Origin of the sequence: Pseudoalteromonas sp. T1lg22, assembly GCF_002964645.1 — a bacterium.
Classification (GTDB): domain Bacteria; phylum Pseudomonadota; class Gammaproteobacteria; order Enterobacterales; family Alteromonadaceae; genus Pseudoalteromonas.
This window is the reverse complement of sequence record NZ_PQBY01000010.1, coordinates 108,839-130,546: the sequence shown is the minus strand read 5'-3', so window position 1 is coordinate 130,546 and position 21,708 is coordinate 108,839. Positions and strand designations below refer to the sequence as shown.

At 51.7% G+C, this 21,708-nt stretch carries 22 protein-coding genes and 1 tRNA gene; 13 read left to right on the top strand and 10 right to left on the bottom strand.

Going from position 1 to position 21,708, the window contains the following annotated elements; translation table 11 throughout:
• Positions 1 to 6 precede the first annotated feature (6 nt).
• Both C2M24_RS06445 and C2M24_RS06440 read left to right on the top strand, forming a co-directional pair.
• Positions 7 to 858 carry a thymidylate synthase gene (locus C2M24_RS06445; protein ID WP_105213695.1) on the top strand — a complete coding sequence of 284 codons (852 nt, stop codon included), beginning with the start codon at positions 7 to 9 and terminating at the stop codon, positions 856 to 858.
• Between the two features lie 262 nt (positions 859 to 1,120).
• Positions 1,121 to 1,195: transfer RNA gene (locus tag C2M24_RS06440), tRNA-Arg, on the top strand.
• Positions 1,196 to 1,289: 94 nt separating this feature from the next.
• Here C2M24_RS06440 and C2M24_RS06435 read toward each other — a convergent pair.
• Positions 1,290 to 2,030 (bottom strand): glutathione peroxidase, encoded by a 741-nt coding sequence (locus tag C2M24_RS06435; protein WP_105200729.1) that lies wholly within the window; start codon positions 2,028 to 2,030, stop codon positions 1,290 to 1,292.
• A gap of 388 nt (positions 2,031 to 2,418) precedes the next feature.
• Between C2M24_RS06435 and ccmA the strand changes: the two genes are divergently transcribed.
• From ccmA to C2M24_RS06385, 10 genes are read left to right on the top strand one after another with little or no spacing between them, the layout of a single operon-like run.
• Positions 2,419 to 3,039 (top strand): cytochrome c biogenesis heme-transporting ATPase CcmA, encoded by a 621-nt coding sequence (gene ccmA / locus C2M24_RS06430; protein ID WP_105200728.1) that lies wholly within the window; start codon positions 2,419 to 2,421, stop codon positions 3,037 to 3,039.
• Entirely contained in the window at positions 3,039 to 3,725 is a 687-nt protein-coding gene (ccmB, locus tag C2M24_RS06425) for a heme exporter protein CcmB (protein ID WP_105213771.1), read from the top strand. Before ccmA ends, ccmB begins: the two co-directional genes overlap by 1 nt.
• On the top strand, positions 3,725 to 4,462 hold the full coding sequence (locus tag C2M24_RS06420) for a heme ABC transporter permease (RefSeq protein ID WP_105213694.1): 738 nt from the start codon (positions 3,725 to 3,727) through the stop codon (positions 4,460 to 4,462). The genes ccmB and C2M24_RS06420 overlap by 1 nt, the downstream gene beginning before the upstream one ends.
• Position 4,463: 1 nt before the next feature.
• Positions 4,464 to 4,679: a heme exporter protein CcmD gene (ccmD, locus tag C2M24_RS06415; protein WP_105190496.1), complete on the top strand. Its 216-nt coding sequence runs from the start codon at positions 4,464 to 4,466 to the stop codon at positions 4,677 to 4,679.
• Complete coding sequence (gene ccmE / locus C2M24_RS06410; RefSeq protein ID WP_105190495.1) at positions 4,676 to 5,152, top strand: cytochrome c maturation protein CcmE; 477 nt, start codon at positions 4,676 to 4,678, stop codon at positions 5,150 to 5,152. The genes ccmD and ccmE overlap by 4 nt, the downstream gene beginning before the upstream one ends.
• A 3-nt stretch (positions 5,153 to 5,155) precedes the next feature.
• Positions 5,156 to 7,096: a heme lyase CcmF/NrfE family subunit gene (locus C2M24_RS06405; protein ID WP_105200724.1), complete on the top strand. Its 1,941-nt coding sequence runs from the start codon at positions 5,156 to 5,158 to the stop codon at positions 7,094 to 7,096.
• Positions 7,093 to 7,656, top strand: coding sequence for a redoxin family protein (locus C2M24_RS06400; RefSeq protein WP_105213693.1), 564 nt, complete (start codon positions 7,093 to 7,095; stop codon positions 7,654 to 7,656). Before C2M24_RS06405 ends, C2M24_RS06400 begins: the two co-directional genes overlap by 4 nt.
• A gap of 1 nt (position 7,657) precedes the next feature.
• On the top strand, positions 7,658 to 8,119 hold the full coding sequence (locus C2M24_RS06395; RefSeq protein ID WP_105200722.1) for a cytochrome c-type biogenesis protein: 462 nt from the start codon (positions 7,658 to 7,660) through the stop codon (positions 8,117 to 8,119).
• A complete protein-coding gene (gene ccmI, locus C2M24_RS06390) occupies positions 8,119 to 9,357 on the top strand; it encodes a c-type cytochrome biogenesis protein CcmI (protein WP_105213692.1) in 1,239 nt (412 codons plus the stop codon). Before C2M24_RS06395 ends, ccmI begins: the two co-directional genes overlap by 1 nt.
• A gap of 8 nt (positions 9,358 to 9,365) precedes the next feature.
• The gene (locus C2M24_RS06385) at positions 9,366 to 10,103 is read left to right on the top strand and encodes an MlaA family lipoprotein (RefSeq protein WP_105200720.1); all 738 of its coding nucleotides are present in this window, start codon (positions 9,366 to 9,368) and stop codon (positions 10,101 to 10,103) included.
• Positions 10,104 to 10,174: 71 nt separating this feature from the next.
• Here C2M24_RS06385 and C2M24_RS06380 read toward each other — a convergent pair whose 3' ends face one another.
• A complete protein-coding gene (locus C2M24_RS06380) occupies positions 10,175 to 11,395 on the bottom strand; it encodes an EAL and HDOD domain-containing protein (protein WP_105213691.1) in 1,221 nt (406 codons plus the stop codon).
• A gap of 326 nt (positions 11,396 to 11,721) precedes the next feature.
• On the opposite strand from C2M24_RS06380, the gene putP reads away from it, so the two are divergent.
• Entirely contained in the window at positions 11,722 to 13,260 is a 1,539-nt protein-coding gene (putP, locus tag C2M24_RS06375; protein WP_105213690.1) for a sodium/proline symporter PutP, read from the top strand.
• A gap of 87 nt (positions 13,261 to 13,347) precedes the next feature.
• Here the strand turns inward: putP and C2M24_RS06370 are convergent, their stop codons facing one another.
• Genes C2M24_RS06370 through C2M24_RS06335 form a run of 8 tightly spaced genes read right to left on the bottom strand, consistent with a single transcriptional unit; the run spans position 13,348 to position 21,688 of the window.
• Positions 13,348 to 14,067 carry a DUF3379 family protein gene (locus tag C2M24_RS06370; protein ID WP_158681405.1) on the bottom strand — a complete coding sequence of 240 codons (720 nt, stop codon included), beginning with the start codon at positions 14,065 to 14,067 and terminating at the stop codon, positions 13,348 to 13,350.
• Entirely contained in the window at positions 14,060 to 14,635 is a 576-nt protein-coding gene (locus C2M24_RS06365; RefSeq protein ID WP_267894348.1) for a sigma-70 family RNA polymerase sigma factor, read from the bottom strand. The genes C2M24_RS06370 and C2M24_RS06365 overlap by 8 nt, the downstream gene beginning before the upstream one ends.
• A gap of 38 nt (positions 14,636 to 14,673) precedes the next feature.
• The gene (locus tag C2M24_RS06360) at positions 14,674 to 16,302 is read right to left on the bottom strand and encodes a BatD family protein (protein WP_105213689.1); all 1,629 of its coding nucleotides are present in this window, start codon (positions 16,300 to 16,302) and stop codon (positions 14,674 to 14,676) included.
• Complete coding sequence (locus C2M24_RS06355) at positions 16,296 to 18,284, bottom strand: VWA domain-containing protein (protein WP_105213688.1); 1,989 nt, start codon at positions 18,282 to 18,284, stop codon at positions 16,296 to 16,298. Before C2M24_RS06355 ends, C2M24_RS06360 begins: the two co-directional genes overlap by 7 nt.
• Positions 18,281 to 19,279: a vWA domain-containing protein gene (locus C2M24_RS06350; protein WP_105213687.1), complete on the bottom strand. Its 999-nt coding sequence runs from the start codon at positions 19,277 to 19,279 to the stop codon at positions 18,281 to 18,283. Before C2M24_RS06350 ends, C2M24_RS06355 begins: the two co-directional genes overlap by 4 nt.
• Positions 19,272 to 19,703, bottom strand: a complete 432-nt coding sequence (locus C2M24_RS06345) for a DUF4381 domain-containing protein (RefSeq protein ID WP_105200712.1) — start codon at positions 19,701 to 19,703, stop codon at positions 19,272 to 19,274. Before C2M24_RS06345 ends, C2M24_RS06350 begins: the two co-directional genes overlap by 8 nt.
• Entirely contained in the window at positions 19,704 to 20,732 is a 1,029-nt protein-coding gene (locus C2M24_RS06340; RefSeq protein WP_105213686.1) for a DUF58 domain-containing protein, read from the bottom strand.
• Positions 20,732 to 21,688 (bottom strand): AAA family ATPase, encoded by a 957-nt coding sequence (locus C2M24_RS06335; protein WP_105200710.1) that lies wholly within the window; start codon positions 21,686 to 21,688, stop codon positions 20,732 to 20,734. Before C2M24_RS06335 ends, C2M24_RS06340 begins: the two co-directional genes overlap by 1 nt.
• Positions 21,689 to 21,708: the final 20 nt, after the last annotated feature.

Here is a 21,708-nt window from a genome sequence, read left to right as displayed (position 1 = left end):
GCAAAGATGAAACAGTATTTAGACTTATGCCGTCGCATCGTCGACACCGGCACCTGGGTGGAAAATGAGCGTACCGGGATCCGTTGTTTGACCGTGATTAATGCGGACTTGGAATACAATGTTGCTGCCAACGAATTTCCACTGATCACCACTCGTAAGAGCTTTTTTAAGGCGGCCATCGCCGAGTTGCTTGGCTATTTGCGCGGCTATGACAGTGCCGCCCAGTTTCGCGATATCGGCTGTAACACCTGGAATGCCAATGCCAACGAAAACCAAGCCTGGTTGAACAACCCCAACCGTCGCGGTGAAGACGATATGGGCCGTGTTTATGGCGTGCAGGGGCGCAGCTGGCAAAAGCCGGACGGCACGCATCTGGACCAGTTAAAGAAGGTGATTGATAACCTCAGTCGTGGTGTCGATGACCGCGGTGAGATCATCACCTTTTATAATCCCGGCGAGTTTGAACTGGGTTGTTTGCGTCCTTGCATGCACACTCATACCTTTTCCTTGCTGGGTGACACCTTACATCTGACCAGTTATCAGCGTTCATGCGATGTGCCACTGGGCTTAAACTTCAACCAGATCCAGGTCTTTACCCTGCTGGCCTTGGTGGCGCAGATCACAGGTCATAAGCCGGGTATGGCGTATCATAAAATCGTTAATGCCCATATTTATGAAAACCAGCTTGAGCTGATGCGTGACGTACAGCTAAAGCGTGAGCCTTTCCCTTCGCCGCAACTGCACATCAACCCAAAGATCAAATCCCTGGAAGATTTGGAAACCTGGGTGAGCACGGATGACTTTGAGATCTCCGGTTATCAGCATCATGAGGCTATTCGCTATCCGTTTGCCGTATAACTAGTCTCCTGCATTGCACTGCAATTAGGAATCTTTAGATCGGGATTTTGCATAAAATCCCTTAGCGAAAATGCTAAGGATGAAAGCTGGATGTCTGGTTTTATCTGTAATCGCGTTAATCTGAAGCGACCGGCGTACTATTAAAGAGCGCGTGTGGTGCATGAGAAACTGGGGCTAGGGATAGCCAGTTAAGTCCAATTAATAGGCTTGATTATCAAACACCTAGCTTTATAATCAAGCCCTAGGTCATAGACCTTGGATAGGCCCCTTAGTTAAATGGATATAACAACCCCCTCCTAAGGGGTAGTTGCAGGTTCGATTCCTGCAGGGGCCGCCATCTAACCGGTAAAAACCATTAAAAATCAAAATCTTGTATTTTTAAGCTTGTTTTTCACAGCTTTTTTACACTCAAAGTGGCGCTTGCCGTTAAATTATTGTGCCGCGAAGTAGGCCGCTAAATCGTCACTGCCACCTATATGCTCACCACCAATAAAGACTTGCGGTACTGTTTCACGACCTGTGATAGCCTTTAAGCTGGTAAGCGACACACTGTTACCCAGGGTGATCTCTTCAAACGCCAGACCCTTCTCTGTCAGCAGATTTTTTGCCTTGGTACAAAAGGGGCAGCCGGGTTTACTGAACAGGCTGACCGGTTGAGGTTTTACCTGCTGAGGATTGATGTACTCCAGCATGGTATCGGCATCAGACACCTCAAAGGGGTCGCCGGGCACATCCGCTTCGATAAACATTTTCTCAACCACGCCATCTTTAACCAGCATGGAATAACGCCAGCTGCGCTTGCCAAAACCAAGGTCATTCTTATCTACCAACAAGCCCATGCCATCGGTAAATTCGCCGTTGCCATCGGGCAGCAGGGTAATATTGCCGGCCTCCTGGTGCTGCGCCCAGGCATTCATAACAAAGGTGTCATTTACCGAAACACAAACTATGTCATCGACACCATTTTGTTTAAACACCGCGGCTAATTCGTTATAGCGGGGCAGATGGGTGGACGAACAGGTTGGCGTAAAGGCACCGGGCAGGGCGAAAACGATCACGGTTTTACCGGCAAAAATATCTGCACTGGTGCGTTTTTGCCACTGGTCATTCTCACGAATGGCAAAGGTGACATCGGGTACACGTAGGCCTGTGCTGTTTTTAAATTGGCTCATTAGTTTTAGTCCTTCTCTAAATCAATGAGCCTAGTGTGCCAAAGTAAGTTTAATCATTAAAATGCTTTAAACTGATTTAAGCAATCGTTTTTTTGAATTGTTTTAGTGGCGCCTGCACTCGCCCCGACACGTGCATTTTCATGTTTATTTGCTGCTATTTAAGGTGAATCCTGTGTGCCATCCAGGGTTATTTTTAAGGTGATTTTGGCTGCAGTATTGGTGCGCTTGAGGCAGTGATTTCCAGCGCTGAGATCAGGTTAAATAAAGGGGTAAATGGACCCGACATATTCCCCCTTGCTAGAGATCAAAGTTTTACCTGCAATTTTTCGCATTAGCTTAGCATTATGGTAGACTAACGCCCAATTTTAAGCATTGAGAATCCCTGTTTGTGCTACACGTTGACGCAGTCACTTGTATAAAGCAAGAGCGATGTTTGTTCGAAGACCTGAGTTTTACCCTAAAGTCGGGCGAGATCATGCAGTTAGAAGGTCCTAACGGTGCCGGAAAAACCTCGCTATTACGTATTTTAGCGGGCTTCGCCGAGCCTATGCAGGGGCAAGTAAAGTTTAATCAGCAGTGTATTGGTCGTAATTATGACGAGTACGCCGAGAATGTGCTGTTTATCGGCCATAAAACCGGCGTCAACACTGCGCTTAATGCCTTAGAAAATTGTCATTTTTGGCTTAATACCCATGGTCTTGAAAGCGGCTTAGATCTCTACGAGGTACTTGCTGACCTGGGTCTGGTTGGTCTTGAAGATGTGCCGGTGCGCCAGCTTTCTGCCGGGCAGCAGCGCCGCGTAGCCCTGGCGCGTTTATGGTTAAATCGTGCGCCCTTGTGGTTATTGGATGAGCCCTTCACCGCGGTGGATAAAAAGGGTGTGCAATTGCTGCAACAGCGTTTTGCCGAGCATCTCGCCTCGGGCGGTGCTATTTTGCTGACCAGCCACCAAGACCTTACCGCGCACTTTGATAAGCTCATCAAGTTGCAGCTGGAGTATCGCATTTGATAGCACAGAACCATTCATACTGGCGCGTGTGGGCCAGCGTATATAAAAAAGATGTTCGTTTGGCGTTTCGCCAGCGCAGCGACATTATCAATCCGTTATTGTTTTTTTTAATCGTTATCACCCTGTTCCCGCTGGGCATTGGCCCTGAGCCTAATTTATTGGCGCGCATGGCGCCTGGAATTATCTGGGTAGCGGCCCTGTTGGCGACCATGTTGGGCTTGGACAAGATGTTTCGTGATGACTACCTGGACGGTACCTTGGAGCAGCTGATGCTGTCGCCTTTTCCGCTGTCATTGAGCGTCTCGGCTAAGGTGGCCGCGCACTGGACGGTAACCGGCTTGCCCATGGTTATTCTAGCGCCGCTGTTTGCGCTTTTGATGAATTTACAATCGCAGGCTCTAAGCGCCATGATGCTGACCCTGCTAATTGGCACGCCGCTGCTGAGCTTGATTGGTGCCATTGGCGCCGGGCTTACCGTGGGCCTGCAAAAGGGTGGGGTACTATTAAGTCTTTTGGTCCTGCCGCTCTATATACCCGTATTAATTTTCGCGACCTCCGCCATCGATACCGCCAGTATGTCCCTGGCTTATGGCGGCCAGCTTGCGATTCTAGGTGCATTTTTAGCCGTGGCTATCGTGCTTGCGCCTATTGCCGTTTCATCAGCATTGAAAGTGAGTATTAACTAATGTGGAAGTGGTTACATCCCTACGCTAAGGCCGAAAGGGCCTATCAGTTGTGTAACACCCTGCTGCCCTATTTTGCCGTGATCGCCGTGCTTGGCATCCTGGTGGGCTGGGTATGGGGGCTGGCCTTTGCGCCTGCGGACTACCAACAAAAAGACAGCTATCGCATCATCTTTATTCATGTGCCGTCGGCTATTTGGTCCATGGGCGCCTATTCGTCCATGGCTATCGCTGGCTTAGTGGCCCTGGTGTGGCAAATTCGCAATGCCCAGTTGGCGGTGATTGCCATTGCTCCTGTGGGTGCGGCCATGACTGTGATTGCTTTATTGACCGGTGCCGCCTGGGGTAAACCCATGTGGGGTGCCTGGTGGGTGTGGGATGCCCGTTTGACCTCAGAGTTGATTCTGTTGTTTTTATACCTGGGTGTGATGTCTCTTTATCATGCCTTTGAAGATAAGCGCGCCGGGGGTAAGGCAGCGTCTATTCTTGCTTTGGTTGGCGTGGTTAATCTGCCTATTATTCATTTCTCGGTAGAGTGGTGGAATACCCTGCATCAGGGCGCTACCATCACCAAGTTCGATACCTCGGCCATCGACCCGAGCATGTTCTGGCCTTTGATGATTAATATCCTTGGTTTTGCCGGCTTCCTAGGTGCGGTGACGCTCATTCGCCTGAAAACAGAAATCCTAAAAAGCGAACAACATCGCCCCTGGGTGAAAGCCCTGGCGGGAGGCAAATAAGATGCAGTTTGACAGTCTTTCAGAATTTTTCGCCATGGGCGGCTACGCCTTTTATGTGTGGTTATCGTTCGGCAGCTGTGCGTTAATTCTTATCGCCCTGGTGGTAAGCTCGGTTCAAGAGAAACGTAAATTATTGCAGCAGGTATCGGCACAAACAGCCCGTGAGCAACGTATTGAAAAAGCCAAGCAGGCTAAGCAGCAGGAGTCGCAGTCATGAATCCGAGACGTAAAAAACGCCTATTAACCATTATTGCTTTGTTATTCGGCCTATCCAGCGCCGTGGGCCTGACTTTGTACGCACTGCAAGAAAACATTAACCTGTTCTATACCCCGAGCGAGTTGATCAACGGTAAGGGTCCTGAGCTTGAAAAGCCTAGTGTGGGACAAAAGCTGCGTATCGGCGGCATGGTGGTACCGGGCTCGGTCAAGCGCGATGAAAACTCGCTATTCGTTGAGTTTAAGCTGATCGATAGCGGCCCCATGGTAACCATTCGCTATAAAGGCATTTTGCCAGATCTGTTCCGTGAGGGGCAGGGCATAGTGGCACAGGGCACCCTGATTGAAAGCGATGTGATCGAGGCATTCGAAGTGCTGGCGAAGCACGATGAAGAATACATGCCCGAAGAAGTCGCCGAAGCGGTGAAGGGTATTAAGCACCAGAAACCAACTTATAACAACAACGGCTACTAAGTTATGATCCCAGAGCTCGGTTATTTTTCATTAACCCTGGCAATGGTGCTCTGTGTACTGTTGTTTATTTTTCCCATGTGGGGCGCGCACACAGGCAATTTACGCCTGATGCGCGCGGCGCCGTCATTGGCGGTGGGCCAGTTTATCTTTGTACTGCTTTCATTTGCGGCGCTGATTTACGCCAGTCTGACCGATGATTTCACCGTGGCCTATGTGGCCCACCACTCAAGTAGTACCTTGCCTTGGTATTACAAGATCACCTCGACCTGGGGTGGCCACGAAGGGGCTATTCTCCTGTGGTTGGTCATGCAGGCGGGCTGGACGGCGGCGGTGGCGCTGATGTCGAAATCACTGCCTTGGCCATTGCGCGCTCGGGTACTGGGCGTGCTGGGCTTTTTGGCCGTCGGCTTCATGCTCTACACCTTGTTGATGTCGAGCCCGTTTGACCGCCTATTGCCTTATTATCCGGTGGAAGGACGTGACCTGAACCCGTTACTGCAAGACCCTGGTATGATCATTCACCCGCCGCTTTTGTATATGGGCTATGTGGGTTTGTCTGTTTCCTTTGCCTTTGCCATCGCCGCACTGCTTACCGGCCAGTTGGATAACCTTTGGGCCAAGTGGTCGCGCCCCTGGACCATGGCGGCGTGGGGCTTTTTAACCCTGGGTATCACCATCGGCAGTTGGTGGGCCTATGCGGAACTTGGCTGGGGTGGCTGGTGGTTCTGGGATCCGGTGGAAAACGCCTCCCTGATGCCTTGGCTGGTAGCCACGGCACTGTTGCACTCCTTAGCGGTGACGGAAAAACGCGGGATCTTTAAGTCCTGGACCGTGCTGTTGGCCATTGCCGCCTTTTCACTGAGTCTATTGGGCACCTTTATCGTGCGCTCGGGCATTATTGTCTCGGTACACGCCTTTGCCTCGGACCCGGATCGCGGCATGTTTATCCTTGCCTTCCTGGCCATAGTCGTGGGTGGCGGGTTAACGCTTTATGCCCTGCGCGCCGGTCATGTATCGAGTGAGGGTCGCTATAGCCTGTTCTCTCGCGAGGTGGCGCTGTGGCTGAATAATATTCTTCTAGTGGTGGCGACGCTTATCGTTCTACTGGGTACGCTCTTGCCTATGATCCACAAGGAGCTGGGTTTGGGCTCGATTTCCATCGGTGAACCCTTCTTCAATCAGATGTTTACCTATTTAATTGTGCCTTTTGCCTTATTGCTGGGTGCAGCGCCGCTGCTGCGTTGGAAGCAAAACAAGCTGAAGCAAGTGGCGGGTAAATATGGATTAGGCGTAGTGATTGCCCTGGTGCTTACCGCCGCCTGGTTGTTCAGTAGCTTTGCCAAGGTCAGTGCTTTAACCTTTATGGCCACCGCATTGGCGCTGTGGATCATGGTGATGAGCGCTCAGGATCTGCTCCAGAAAACCGCGCAGGCGCAATCAATCAAGCGTTTAGGCTTGAGCTATTGGGCGATGCAGCTCGGTCACATCGGCCTGGCGCTGGTGATTATGTCTGTGGCCCTGACTTCGGCTTATTCAACCGAGCGTGATGTACGTGTTGTGCCCGGCGAGCAGGTGGCCTTAGGTGGTTATGATTTCCGTTTCGATGGCGTTAAAGCCATTCGCGGACCAAACTACACCGGCCATGCCGGAGTGGTGACCGTATTTAAAGAAGGTGAGCTGGAAACCGTATTGCACGCGGAAAAGCGTCGCTACGATATCGGCATGCAGTTTATGACCGAAGCCGCAGTAGATGCTGGCCTGAGCCGAGATCTTTATCTGGCACTGGGCGAGCAGCTCACCGGTGGCGCCTGGTCATTGCGCATTTACCATAAACCCTTTGTACGGGTGATGTGGTTGGGCGGTATCTTGATTGCTTTGGCAGGCTTTATCGTCCTATTTGATCGCCGTTATCGTCGTCGTAATCCCAAGGAGGCACAGGCATGAATAAAAAGTGGTTCGTATTGACGCCACTGGCGGTATTTATACTGCTGTGCGCGTTCCTGTTAAAGGGTTTGTTTTCCGACCCTCGTGAGCTGCAAAGTGGCCGTGTAAATCAGGCACTGCCAGACTTTGATTTACCGGATCTGATGGAGCCGCAAAAGCGTTGGACCAATGCCGATATGGCCGGTCAAACCTATTTGATCAACGTCTGGGGCACCTGGTGTCCAACCTGCTTGGCGGAGCTGGGTTACTTAACCGAGCTGCGCGAGCGCGGCGTGACCATAGTGGGTTTGTACTACGAGCAGGGTTATGATCCGGACTTTGGCGACCGCTTTGATTTGAATGCCTTGCAACAGGAAGTGCGGGATATGCTGGCCCGTGCCGGCGACCCTTATCAATTCAATATGCTTGATTTAGACCGCCAGTTTATTTTGGACTTAGGGGTCTCAGGTGCGCCGGAGACCTTCCTGGTCAATGGTGAAGGCAAGGTGCTGGTGCATCACACTGGTGATGTTAACGAGCGAGTGTGGCGTGCCAAGTTTGCGCCGCTACTGGGAGAATAACATGCGTTTTGTGTTTGTATTATTGGCCTTGGTATTTGCCGTTTCCGCTGCCGCGGTGGAAGAAAAGTACGACTTTGCTAACGACGAGCAGGCGGCCTTGTTTGCCGAGCTGACCAAGGAGCTGCGTTGCCCCAAGTGTCAAAACCAGAATATTGCCGACTCAGATGCCGTGGTGGCCAAGGATCTTCGCGATAAGGTGGAGCAACTGGTTAAAGAAGGGCAGAGCAAGGATCAGGTTATTGATTACATGATCGATCGTTACGGTTACTTTGTGCATTATCAGCCGCCTGTTACCCCTGCTACTATTTTGCTGTGGATTCTGCCCGGTCTGATCGTGGTGGGTGGTTTTGCCTTTATTATTCTGCGCCAGAAAAAGGCGGCGCAAAAAGCAAGTTGGTCTGAGACCGATGAGCAACAACTGCAAAAGTTGATCACGCGCTATAAGCGCAAGGAGTCTGCGTAATGTTGTCATTATGGGGGGCCTTTGCGGCCTTAGCCTTCGCCGCCTTGATATTTGTGTGCTGGCCTTTTTTCCGTCGTTTTGAAAGCGATGCAAACCCAAGCGTTAATGCCGAGCGCATCGATATCTTTGAGCAGCGCCAGCAGGAGTTGGCGGATGATTTAGCGCTTGGGCGTATTTCCCAAACAAGTTTTAATGAGTCGCTACTGGAACTTAAAAGACGCCTGTTGAATGAACTGGCGCCGGAGCAACAGCTGCAAAGCCGCGGTAATAACCGAATTTTGGCATTGACCGGTGCTTCATTTTTGGTGCTGCTTAGCGCTGTGTTCTATTATTTCACCGGTAGTCAGGCGCAGCTACAGGCGTGGGAAAAGGCCATGGTGGAGCTGCCAGAACTGGGTGAGCGCGCGGTGATGGGCAAGGGCGAGCCTCTTGATGCCAATGAGCGTCAGGCCTTGTTGCTTGGTTTGCGTACCCGCCTGGCTAAGGACGGTGATGATGCAGTGGCCTGGCTGATGCTGGGTCGTGTGGCCATGACCTTAAACGATTATGAAATGGCGATGCAGGCGTTCGACAAGGTTTTGGCCATGGACCCTGAAAATATCAGTGCCAAGGTCAGCTATGCTCAGTCGCTGCTGATCAAAGGTGATGATATGGCGATGAATCAGGCGGCCAAGCTGTTGTCGCAGGTGCTGCAGGTGCAGCCACAGAATATCGATGCCATTTCCATGCTGGCCTTGATAGCCTACGAGCGTAAGGATTGGGCCGAAGCCAAAAGCGCCTTTGAGTTGATCTTGTTGACCATGAATGAGCAAGACTCCCGTTATGCCATGGTCAGTGAACGCATTAAAGAAATTGATGCGCGTCTGGCGCAAGCGCAAAACAGCGAACCGACGCATAAGGTGCAGGTACAGGTGACTCTGGCCGATGACATAGCCGATCGTATTCCTCTTAATGCGGTGCTATTTGTGTTTGCCAAGGCCGCAGAAGGGCCTGCTATGCCATTGGCGGTTAAGCGCTTTGAGCAATTCTCCTTGCCCATGACAGTCACTCTGAGTGAGGCAGATGCCATGATGGCGCAATTGAGTTTGCAACAATTTGAGCAAATTCAAGTGATTGCCCGTATCTCAAAGGATGGTGACGTGGCCGTTGAACTGGGTGAGTTGGAAGGTAAATCTCAGCCCTTTAACCGCCATCAGCAACCCAGTGTCGATGTGACCATAGATACCTTGATTCAGTAGGATAGACGATGCTTAAAAAGACTCTAATAACCTTATCGGCACTGCTGCTAAGCGCCTGTGCTCAGGTGCCGGCGGAGAAGGAAGACCCGCGCGACCCGCTGCAAAGTGTTAACCGCCCTATTTATGACTTTAATATGGATGTCCTCGACGCCTATATTTTACGTCCTGTGGCGGTCGGTTATGTGGAAGTGACACCGGCGCCAGTGCGTCGCTCGATCGCCAATTTTACCGACAATATAGGTGCGCCCACGGATGCCATTAACGCTGCGTTGCAAGGCAAGGCGGATCGCACCGGTATCGCCATGGCGCGTTTTTTGGTTAATACCACGGTCGGCATTGGTGGTTTGTTCGATATTGCCAGCAGTCTTGGCCTAGAGCATGTGGATGAAGACTTCGGTCAGACCCTGGGTGTTTGGGGCATAGGTGATGGTGCCTATTTGATGTTGCCGGGTATGGGCCCGAGCACGGCCCGCAACCTCACAGGCGATGTGGTGGATAACTTTGTGTTGCCGGAAATCGCCCTGAGTACGCCGGAAACCATCCTGGTATTTGTGTTGAAAGTGGTAGAAACCCGTGCCTCCCTGATCCCTCAAGAGAGTCTGTTGAATGAGTCACTGGACCCTTATACTTTTGTGAAAGACGTTTATTATCAGCGTCAGCTGTATGAGCTGCACGATGGTAATCCGCCGCTGGTCGAAGAGCCGGAAGCGGAAGAATACGACGATGACTTCCTAGAGAATCTCTAAAAATCAGCAATAAAAAAGCCTGCATTTAGCAGGCTTTTTTATTGCTTAACTTTTTATTGAAAAATAAAGGCTTACATAATTGCCTTCATTTGCTCCTGAGCCCATAGAATGGCCTCATGGTAAGCATCGGGCACGCGTTTGGCATCAAGCTTCATCTTATCTATGGTGGCATTGGCTTCTTGCCACTGGGCATGCTCGTATTGTTCAACCAGGGCCAGGTAATCGCCCAATTCCCCCTTGCCGTGGAGCAGCGCCTCCTTGATATCGTCAGCCAGAGGTAAGCGCTCTACTACCTCATTCATGCTTAGATCTAAGATGGCATCAAGCAGCGACATTATGGCCGTTAAAAAGGCGCGCTCCGAGTCGATTTGCTCCGCATGCTGCTTTGCCAATATCTCGGCAAAACGAGCGCGTGTTAAAGACAGGCGTATAAGCTCGGCGGGTTTATCCGATGAGAGTTGGGCGGTATACAAGAGGGAGAGAAACTTTTTGATTTCCTTGTCACCCAGTACCACTAAGGCTTGATTAATACTGGTGATTTCCGTACGACGTTTAAACATGGCCGAGTTGGAATAGCGCAGCAATTTGTAGCTAAGGTTGACGTCGCGCTCGAACACCGCAGTGATCTTGGCCAAATCCAACTCTGTGTTCAAGGTTTGATAAAGCAGCTCAGCCAAAGTTAATTCAGAAGGCGGCAGCGCCTTGCTTTGCACTATTTCCGGTTTAGAGAAGAAAAAGCCTTGGAATAAGCTAAAACCAAGATCCATGGCATGTTGATATTGCTCATGGGTTTCAACCTTCTCCGCCAGCAGTTTAATATGAGGGAAGGGCTTAACGGTTTCAATCACTTCCTCAATTTGCTCCACAGGGGTTTGCAAATAGTCGATTTTTATAATGTCGATATAGGGGTAAAAGTGACGCCATTCATTTTGATGCTTGTAGTCATCGAGTGCCAGGGTATAACCACGCTCTTTCAAATCCTTGATCAGAGCCAGCAGGCGCTGGCTCGGTTGCACCGTTTCGAGGATTTCCACGACGATTTCATCGCTGCCCATGGTGGTGGCATAGCCCTTGGCCAAGGTTTCCAGGGAGAAATTAATATAGGCGGGCTTGTCGCCGGTTAACTCTTCAAGACCAAAAGTAAACTGACTGCCTTCGATAAGCCGTGAGGTGGCTTGGTCGTCATTGATCTGGGGGAAAACGTTATCAAGACCATCGCGAAACAGGAGCTCATAGCCTACTAGGGATTTGTCTCTATCTAGAATAGGTTGTCGCGCAGCGTAGAAATTCATTTATTACATCCATACCGGTTGCTGATCAGTTAGGGCCCAGTCCATTACAGAGCTATTGTATTTCTAACAATATATGAGAAATTGAAATGGCTTTCACCCAGTACTATATACTTTTGTTACCCCAGAAAAGTACTTTTTACGATTAAACAACATACTTGCTTTTGTTATCGCAATTATGGCGACAAACGCACTAATTGGAGTTGCCCCCGCTCGCCATGCTATAGTATGCGACTCGGTCTTGGTTTATGGCCGAATAAGACAATAACAAATAGCTTTGAGCCAGTGGCCAAGGCACGCACTATTTAGCGCTAAAGTTGGAGGCTAGTTTGGAATTAGGTACGATAATATCACTCGCCCTTTATTTTATTGCCATGCTTGGCATAGGCTTGTACGCCTATAAACAATCGACGGATGATGTGTCGGGCTATATGCTCGGTGGTCGAAATCTGTCGCCAAGTGTTGCCGCCCTGTCCGCCGGGGCTTCAGATATGAGTGGTTGGTTACTTATGGGCTTGCCTGGAGCCATGTATTTATTTGGCTTGAGCAAGGTATGGATAGCCATAGGCCTGGTACTGGGTGCCTGGGCTAACTACTTCCTGGTTGCACCGCGTTTGCGTGTGTACACAGAAAGAGCAAATGACGCCATTACCATCCCGGATTACTTTGCCAATCGCTTCGCCGATAACAAAAATATTCTTCGCGTTATTTCCGCCATCGTCATCATAGTTTTCTTTACCCTTTATACCTCATCCGGCGTGGTTGCTGGTGGTAAGCTGTTTGAGAACTCCTTTGGTATGAGTTATGAAACCGGCTTGTATGTGACTACCGGTGTGGTGGTGCTGTACACCTTGTTCGGTGGTTTCCTGGCAGTGAGCCTGACGGACTTCGTGCAAGGCTGTATCATGTTTGTGTCCTTACTGGCGGTACCGCTAGTCACTTATACCATGCTGGATCAGCCGGTGTTCGAAACGCTAGGCAACGCCAGTTATGACTTGCTGTTGTCCTCGCCCAAAGACAGCGAAGTGCATGCACTGAATATGATGGACTGGTTTGCCGGTGGTTCAACCATTGCCATTATTTCAGCCATGGCCTGGGGCCTGGGTTATTTTGGTCAGCCGCATATTATTGTACGTTTTATGTCGGTACGCTCGGTGAAGGTAATGCCTACCATGCGTCGTATCGGTATGTCTTGGATGACGCTCTCCGCCATAGGTGCGGTGTTAACCGGTTTATTCGGTGCCGCCTATATGCTGGAAAACCAAATGCCTATCGATGATAAGGAAACCATATTCCTGGTGCTTGCCGAGCTGCTGTTCCATCCCTTGATTGCTGGCTTCTTACTGGCGGCGATTTTGGCGGCCATTATGAGTACCATTTCATCTCAGTTGTTGGTGTGCTCAAGCTCGCTGACCGAGGACTTCTACCGCATCTATGTGCGTCGTGAGGCGTCACAGAAAGAGTTGGTGTTGATAGGTCGTATCAGCGTAGTGCTGGTTGCCCTGTGTGCCATTTATCTTGCCTATGACCGCGACAGCTCTATTTTGGATCTGGTAAGTAATGCCTGGGCTGGCTTTGGTGCTGCGTTCGGTCCTTTGGTCCTGTTTAGCCTGTACTGGAAACGCATGAACCTGCAAGGTGCGATTGCCGGTATGGTGGTGGGTGCCGCCACCGTATTGTTCTGGATTTATGCGCCAATCAGCATTAACGGTCAGAGCCTGAGCAGCCTTATTTACGAGATTGTCCCTGGCTTTATCTTCTCTTGTATAGCCATTTTTGTGGTGTCGCTGGCAACCAAAGAGCCAAGCGACGAGTTGGTGGCTACCTTTGAGGAAGTAGAAGCTTCGCTGAAAGCGGAGCTAAAATAAGCCTGGGCTTATCGCTTGCTTAGAGACACAAAAAAGCCACCCTTAGTTCGCTAAGGGTGGCTTTTTGCTATCTGGGGAAGTGCCGCTTTATAGCCATTGCAGCGATTGGTTTATGCGACTTTGATATTCATCTATAGGCGCCTGTGCGGCAGCTACCAAGATGGCATCCCCCTTGGGAAAGTGGGAAATCCGTCCGGCAAAACGCTGATCGGAAAAATAGTCATCGCCCAGGTATTGGTTATTGGTCGGGACGATAAATACCGTCATGGGGCCAAACTGAGAATTAAATACCAGATGCAGACTTTTTTGCCCCTTAAAGCGGCAAAAACGAGCAAAGGTCACTTCACCGGGCAGGGCGCTTAATTGGCCACCTAGCTCGGCAAGGCGGGCATTGACCGTGGCCATATCCAGGCGGTCTTGGGCCTCCAGCGAGTCGATTTCGTGGTACACATGGGCCAGAGCATGCTCGCCTATGCTCAGGGTCGGGCTATTAAGCTGATACAAGGCAAAGGTAAACACCAGGGCGACACTGGCAACCAGCGCCAGATACCAGGGACGATTAGGGGAGCGTTTTAGGGGGTGGGTATTCGCGCTCGTATCATCGCTCATGCTTTGCCTAAAAATAATCTTATCGACCAGGTTTTCCGGCACCGACACATTCATGGCTTGGTGCAGCTCCTTATCAAAGCTTTTGAGTTCATTGACCAAACTCATGCGCTCGGGGTTTTGCTGTGCGTACTCAAGCAGCTCTTTGTCTTTATTCTGCGGCTGAGCTAAAAGGCGCCGGCGAAATTCGAGTTCATCCATTGGGGGCCTCATTAAATTTGTCAGGGTTACGAGTTAATGCGTCTTTTAGCTGGTTGCGAGCCCGATATAAGCGCGTCATTACCGTGTTCTTGTTGAGATTAAGGATGTCGGCAATTTCCTCGCCACTGCATCCGGCCATCACCTGCAATATCAAGGGCTCCCGGTATTCGTCTGGTAAGGCCATGATATGTCGCTGCAGCACGGTGAGCTCCATATCATCATCGAGGGCGGTATTGCGCTCATCGACTAATGTGTCTTGCTCGACATCGCTGTAATCAAACTGTTTACGTTCAAAGCGGCGGGCGTTTTCACGGCGCAATATGGTTAGCAGCCACGACTTAGCCGCGCCCTGATCCTGCAAGGAATCCAACGATCGCCACGCTCTTAAAAATGTTTCTTGGACCAGGTCTTCCGCCACAGTGGCATCCTTGCTTAACCAAAAGGCAAAACGATAGAGCTCTTTGTGGTAGACCTGCACCAGCGCTTCATAGCGCTTTTGTTTATCTGCCATGCCCATAAAGACCTGTAATGACGAAAAATTATTTCGTAAAAGGGGAAATTTTTGCACCTGGCTTGCGACGCAGCGCAAACCAGGCGAAAAAGGTTTTAATACAAGGAGTCTAGTTCAGACTGTGGTTTATGGCTTGGGCGCGGGGTATAGGCTGCAGCCTTGGCGATAGCACTGTAGTCAACCTCGGTTGTACTTGGGCTGTATAGGGACTGGCGCAACTTGGCAAATTCCTGCACCGCATCCTGTGGCCACAGAGCAAGCCAAGCATCTATGTTGCCATAATGGGACTTGGCGTAGGCGTCTATGGCCTGATACAGGGCCTTACCATCATTCTTAGCCGCGGCGTCCTGGATAGATTGCACACTTGCCTGTGCAATAGGGGCTGTTTCCTGGCTTGGAGCTATAGTTTGTGCCTTGCTGCGCTTGTGACTAAACCACCAGAGCAGCAGAGTCACCAGCCAAAGAAGATAGCCGGGTAAGGCCAGCCACCAAGGCAGTGAACCAGGTTGCTCTTGAGCTGCACTGGTATTTTCGTCCGCACTCACATCGATATCCGGTGTGGTGGTTTGCTCAGTTTGTGGCGGCTCATTTGCGGCGACTTTAGTGCCATCGGCAGCGACTACGGTAATTTGTTGCTCGGGGACACTGGCCACCTGCTCACGCCCAGTCACTGTATTAAACCAGTTAATTGAAATTGCCGGCAGTGTATAGGTGCCCGGTTCTTGCGGCACATAGGCGATGGAGGTTTTGGTCTGGGCGATAATGCGGCCATTGCGAACCACATGAGTGCGCTCGGATTGATCTGCATAGCTGCGCACCGCCTCTATGTTTGTGCTGGTTAGATCCGGTAATTGCTCCTTGGTAACATTGAGCGCCGTGAGCGTGAGCGTCCGGGTGATCGGCGTGCCAACCTTTACCTCTTGCTCCAGACCTTGCCATTGCTCACTTAAATCTACCAACTCGCTGGGCAGCCAGGCGCCGCTGTACTGTGCCGGGGTGGGCTCAATATCCACTAACTGATCCGTACCGCGGGCGCTGATGGCCACTGGTCGGTAGTTTACACGGACTTTACCTTCGAATACCGGTGCTTGCAGCTCAAAGGTGCCGCTTTTTTGCGGTTGGATCAGATACTCGCGCTGGATCACCCGATAGCGGCGGCCATCAATCACTTCCTGGCTTTCGCTGTCGCGGCCCAACTGAGCCACATTCGCGTCACCCATTGCTGGGGCTGACATGGCCGCATCAATAAGGTCGACGCCAACATAAAGTTTGACGGTATAAATAGCCGCCTGTTGCACATACAAGGAGGCCGGCGTCAGCTCGGTTTTAATAAAGGCGTTATTGCTATCACCTTGCGCCTCATTACCTTCGACCACATTGAGCGTAAAGGGTGTGGAGCTGATGCCCTGGATTTCGAAAGCCGGGATCTCATATTGGCCCGGATCACGGGCCATCAATTCCACCCGCCAGCTGGTTTGGCGGCTGACTACACCATTGATGATCTGGGTGTTGGTACTGCGATAGGTAGGGCCGACCACAAAGTCTTGCAACAGGACCTGGGTGTCTGGTTGGCTGTCTGTTATGGCGTCATCGGCGTTCAGGGTCAACATAAAGTATTCACCGGCGGACACAGGGTTTTTATCGACGCTGGCTTCAAGCTGCGACAAGGCCAAGGTCGGCAGGCTTAAGCAAATAAAGCAAATATATAAAAAACTTCTTACCATGACTTCTCTACTCCTTGTGGTAAGCGGCGGCGATGACTTTGGCGTTGCTGAGCTTCTAATTGCATCTTGTTGCGCAGCAGGATTTCCGGATTGTCGGGGATTTTCCGTAGCAGTTGATTGAGCTGTTGCGCTTTTTCGCGCTCTTCTGGGCTAAGTGCGGCACTGGCCATGGCAGCCTGTTGCTCAGCATCCTGCTCTCCCTTTTCGGCGCCAGGCTCTTGTTCGTTCAACGCTTGCTGCTGTAATTTGCCTTCTTGCTCTTGTGAGCTATCGGCTTCGGGCGATTCCTTAGGCGATGCTGCGGCATTATTTTTTTGCTTGGCATCTTGCTCGTTAGATTGCTCGCTCGAAGATTCATCCGCTTCTTGTTGCTCGTTTTGCTCTGATTGCTCTCCGGCTTGGGCGCTGTTTTGCGGGCGGTTGCGCTCATTGCTGTTACGCTCGTTTTGCGTGCTGCTGCCACCATTTTGTTGCTCGGAGTCGTCTTGTTGTTGCGACTCACCTTGTTGCTCAGTGCCTTGCGGTTGGCCGTCACCTTGTTGTTGGCCATCTTGCTGCTGTTGTTGCGAGTCCTGATCTTGGGAGCCTTGCTCCTGCCCCGAATCACCTTGTTGATTTTGTTGCTGCTCTTGCTGCTTTTTCAACTGCTCCAGGGTCGCCTTATTGGCCTTGGCGGCCTCCAGGTTTGGGTCTTTCTCCAAAGCCTGCTGATAGCGCTCCAGGGCCGCATCAATATCACCCAGCTGCGCCAGGGCATTACCCTGGTTATACAGGCCGGTGGCCGAGTTATCCTTGTTAAAATCCGCCAAGGCACCTTGGTAATCCTGCTGCTGGTATTTGGCGGCGCCACTGAGCAAAGGATTTTGCGCCTGTGCCGCCTGTTCATAGGCCTTGTCATGATAGGCATTCAGGGCGTTTTGCTCGGCATTATTAAACCAGGACTGGCCGCTGGCGGCATAGGCCGGGCTCCATATTTGCGGTATCAGCACTAAGGCGGCGCCCAGCATAATGGCGCGGCGTTGCAGTTGCCATAGCAGCAAGGGCAGAACCAATAACGCCAGATAGATGCCGGCGTCGATTCGCCACAGGGTTTGCTGGTTTTGTGCCTGTTGCGTCATTTTTTCGCCTTTGGAAACCGCCAATACGCTAAGGTTTTCACTGCTTGGCTGATAACGGATCAGTTTACCGCTTCCCAATCTCGTTAGGCGTTGCAGGCGCTCAAAGTTAGTTTTAGGAATGACGATTTGTCCCTGATTGTCTTTTAAGAAGCCGCCATCAGGCAGGCTGATGGGAGCACCTTGCTCACTGCCGATGGCATAGATATGCAAACGGTAATCATTGTTGCTGAGCCAAGAGCGGATATCGTCTTCTTCTTCTCTATCTATGCCGTCGCTGATAAGAATTATGTCCCCTTGCGGGTAGTCGGCCTGCTCCAGCAGCTCCTGTGCCAAGGTCAAGGCCGCCATCACGTTACTGCCTTGCTCCGGCATAATATCCGGGCTTAGGCTGGGGATAAGATTGGTCAGGGTTTGACTGTCCGAGGTCAGCGGCGAAATGGTAAAAGCATCGCCGGCATAGGCGATAAGCGCCGTTTCACCTTCTTTAAACAGCTCCACCATATCCAGGGCTTTAAAGCGGGCCTGTTGCAGTCGGTTGGGGCTGATATCCGTGCTAAACATGGAGCGGGACATGTCCATCACCATAACCCGTGCCATTTTCGCCTCATACACAGGCAGCTCTTGCTTGCTAAAGCTGGGGCCGGCTATGGCTACCACCATAAGTGCCAGCAGCAGAGCGTTGAGCAGGCCATTGTTTTGTCGTTGCTCAGCGCCTTCTTGCATCACTTGTGCCGCCAAATGGGGGGCGATCAGGGGCTGTTGCTGTTGCTCGCCCTTACCGGCAAGCAGACGCCAGATCAGATAGAAGCCCGGCAGTAGCAGTAACCATAATAGTTGCGGTCGTAAGAAAATAAATTCGGTCATAATTGCTCTCCTGCAACACGTTGTAGGGCAGATGCAAAGCGGTGCCAAACCGTGGCTAACAAGAGTATTAAGAAACTCAATAATAAGGGAAGGTAGAAGAGTGCTTCTTCCGGGCGCACCGTTTGCTCTTCTTTTGCTAACGGCTCCAGGGCGTCCAGCTCTCGGTAAATATTGGCCAGACTACGGGTGTCGGTGGCACGAAAATAACGGCCGCCGGTTTCCTTGGCCAGATGAGTGAGCAGGCGCTCATCCAAGGACGCACCACCACCCATGGAAAACAAACCACCACCAAAGTTACCGTCGGAGCCGACGCCTATGGTGTACACCTTCACTTGTGCATCCTTCGCCAGTATCAAGGCTTCCTCCGGGGTAAGGTTGCCGGCGGTGTTTTGGCCGTCTGTGAGCAGGATCACCACCTTATTGGATGCGGATTTATCATTAAAGCGTTTAACCGCTAAACCCAGGGCATCGCCGATGGCGGTGGCGCGACCCACCAGGCCTATTTGCGCTTCTTTAAGCATTTGCGCCACTGTATCCAGATCCCGGGTCAGGGGGGTTTGTAAAAAGGCGGTATCGGCAAAAAGAATAAGGCCGAGCTGATCGCCCTGACGCTCACTAATAAAGTCGCTAAGCACGCTTTTAACCACACTTAAGCGGTCTACATAGCGCCCTTGATAGGCCATATCCTGCTCGCGCATGGAGCCGGACAAATCCACCGCCAGCATAATATCTCGCCCTTCATTGGCTAAAGTGATGGACTCGCCACGATACACGGGGTTAGCTAAGGCGCTTACCAGGGCCAACCAGGCCAGAGCCAGCAGCCAATGCGGCCAGCTTTTGTTGGCGGTGGTCTGGGTTTTTGCCTTAGCCTGATAAGCCAGGGAGTCGATACGCAGCAACAGGCTGCTGTGCGTTTTTTTGCTATTTTGCACCCAGGCCAGTAACCAGGGCAGGGGTACAAGGATAAACAGCCAGGGCCAGGAAAACTCAAACATCCAAAGTCTCCTTGGTTTTAAACTGCACTAGGGCCTGCTTTAGTTTCTGCGCCAGCTCATGTTGCGCGCTTCTCCCTTGATATAGGGCATTAAGTTCATCGGCGTTAAAGCTCAGGCCGCTCAACTGAGACAGGGTTAAGGCCCATTGCTGGCCACTCAGGGCACTGACCTTGGCGCCGTAATAATGCTTGCACAGGCGCTTTAGCAGTTGATGTAAGCCCAGTGCCGTTTCCTGCTCTGCCAATTGCAGGGCGTGGCGTTTGGCGCGCAAGTGTTGCTGTTGGCGACGATAAACCAGTACGGCGGCTATAACCAAGAGTATCAGCAGGGCGCCTAAGAGCCACCAGGCCGGACCCGGTGGCCAACTGGAAACCTCAGTGGGAACTATGACATCGGCCAATGGTAATGTGGGGGCTGACTGCATTTACAAACTCCCTTCATAAAACTGTTGTTCCAGCGCCTTGGCGGCAGTGATTTCTACCAAGGAATGGCAATATCGGGCCAACTTCTGCTGGCGCAAAGCGCCGAGTTGCTGTGCCTGCTGGTTAAAGCGGCGGCGAAAGCCGGCGTCGTGCAGGGGCAGGCTAAATTGCCCCTGATGACTGCGCACATTCACCGCTTCTGGATAGTGTGGCAGGTGCTGCTCAAAGGGATCGCTGATCACACAGGCGACCACTTCACAATGGCGAGCCAGGCGCTGCAGCTCGCGCTCAATGGCCGGGCTGTCACCCTGTTGCAATACCGCAAAGTCACTGAGCAGATAAACGGTGCAGCCGGGCTTGGCAAGCTGGTTTAAGCGCTGTAACTGGGCCAGTAAACCTGTGTTGGCGGGGCCACCGTTGGCGGGGCCACCCTTGGCGGGGGCATTGGCAGAGCCATTACTACCGGTGCTATCAATAAGGTTCTGTTGTTGTTTATGGCTGTCGAGCAGGCCGTGAAACACTCTTAATACCGCTTTATCTCGGCTTTGTGGGCGAAACTCATGGTGTTGTTGGTCATTGAAAACCAGGGCGCCGAGTTTGTCGCCCCGGGCGCAGGCAGACCAGGCGATAAGGGCTGCAAGGTGCGCCGCCTGTACAGATTTAAATAACAACTGAGAGCCAAACTGCATGCTGGCACTAAAGTCCACCAACATCAGCACCGGGCGTTCCTTTTCTTCCTGAAACAGCTTGGTATGAGCCTCGCCGGTACGGGCGGTGACACGCCAGTCGATGCTGCGCACATCATCGCCGCTTTGATAATGGCGTACTTCGGCAAATTCCATGCCTCGGCCCTTATGCGGCGCCAAATACTGGCCACTATGGGGGCTGCGAATGCGTTTACGCACCGCTAAGTCCAGCAATTGGGTTTTACTCTTGTAATAAGTGAGCTCTTTTAAAGCCAGGCTATGGCCGTTGCTATGTAACTGCTGTAGCCATTGCTGCACACTCAGGGCTGACTTCCACTTAGCCATTAAGGCACTGCCACGCGCTCTAAGATGCGCGTTAACACCTGATCTTTACTGATCCCCTCGGCCTGGGCTTCGTAGCTGAGGATAATGCGGTGGCGCAGCACATTATGAAAGACCGCCTGAATGTCTTCCGGGCTGACAAAGTCGCGGCCATTCAACCAGGCATGGGCGCGCGCCGTTCGGTCCAGCGCTATGGTGGCCCTTGGGCTGGCGCCGTATTCAATCCAGTTGGCCAGCTCATCATCAAAGCGCAAACCATCGCGGGTAGCTATGACCAGCTGCACCAGATATTGTTCTAGCGGCTCGGCCAAATGCAGTGCCAATACCTGTTGGCGGGCATCGAACAAATCGGCCTGAGATATAGGCTCGATAGTAAGCTGCTCACCGGCCAGGGCTTCACCACGAGTCAGACGTAAAATCGCCAGCTCAGCTTCGGCATCCGGGTAATCGATATTGAGGTGCAGTAAAAAGCGGTCAAGTTGGGCTTCTGGCAGCGGGTAGGTGCCTTCTTGCTCCAGCGGGTTCTGTGTCGCCATCACCATAAACAGCTGCTCCAGTGGGTAGGTGTTCTTGCCTACTGTGATTTGGCGCTCGGCCATGGCCTCCAGCAGTGCCGACTGCACCTTGGCCGGGGCGCGGTTTATTTCGTCCGCCAGAACCAGGTTATGAAACAGCGGGCCCGGCTCAAATACAAACTCGCTGGTTTGTTGGCGATAAATATCCGTGCCGGTGACATCCGACGGCAATAAATCTGGAGTAAACTGAATGCGTTGAAAACTGCCCTCAAGGCCTTTGGCCAGTGCGTTTACCGCGCGGGTTTTGGCCAGTCCGGGAGGGCCCTCAACGAGCAGGTGACCGTCCGCCAATACGGCAATAAGTAGGGACTGAGTGAGCTGGTGTTGACCGATGATTTGGGTATCTAAATAGGTTTTTAATTGTGCAAACTTAGAAACTGCCATAAGTGTACTTGTCCTTGCCG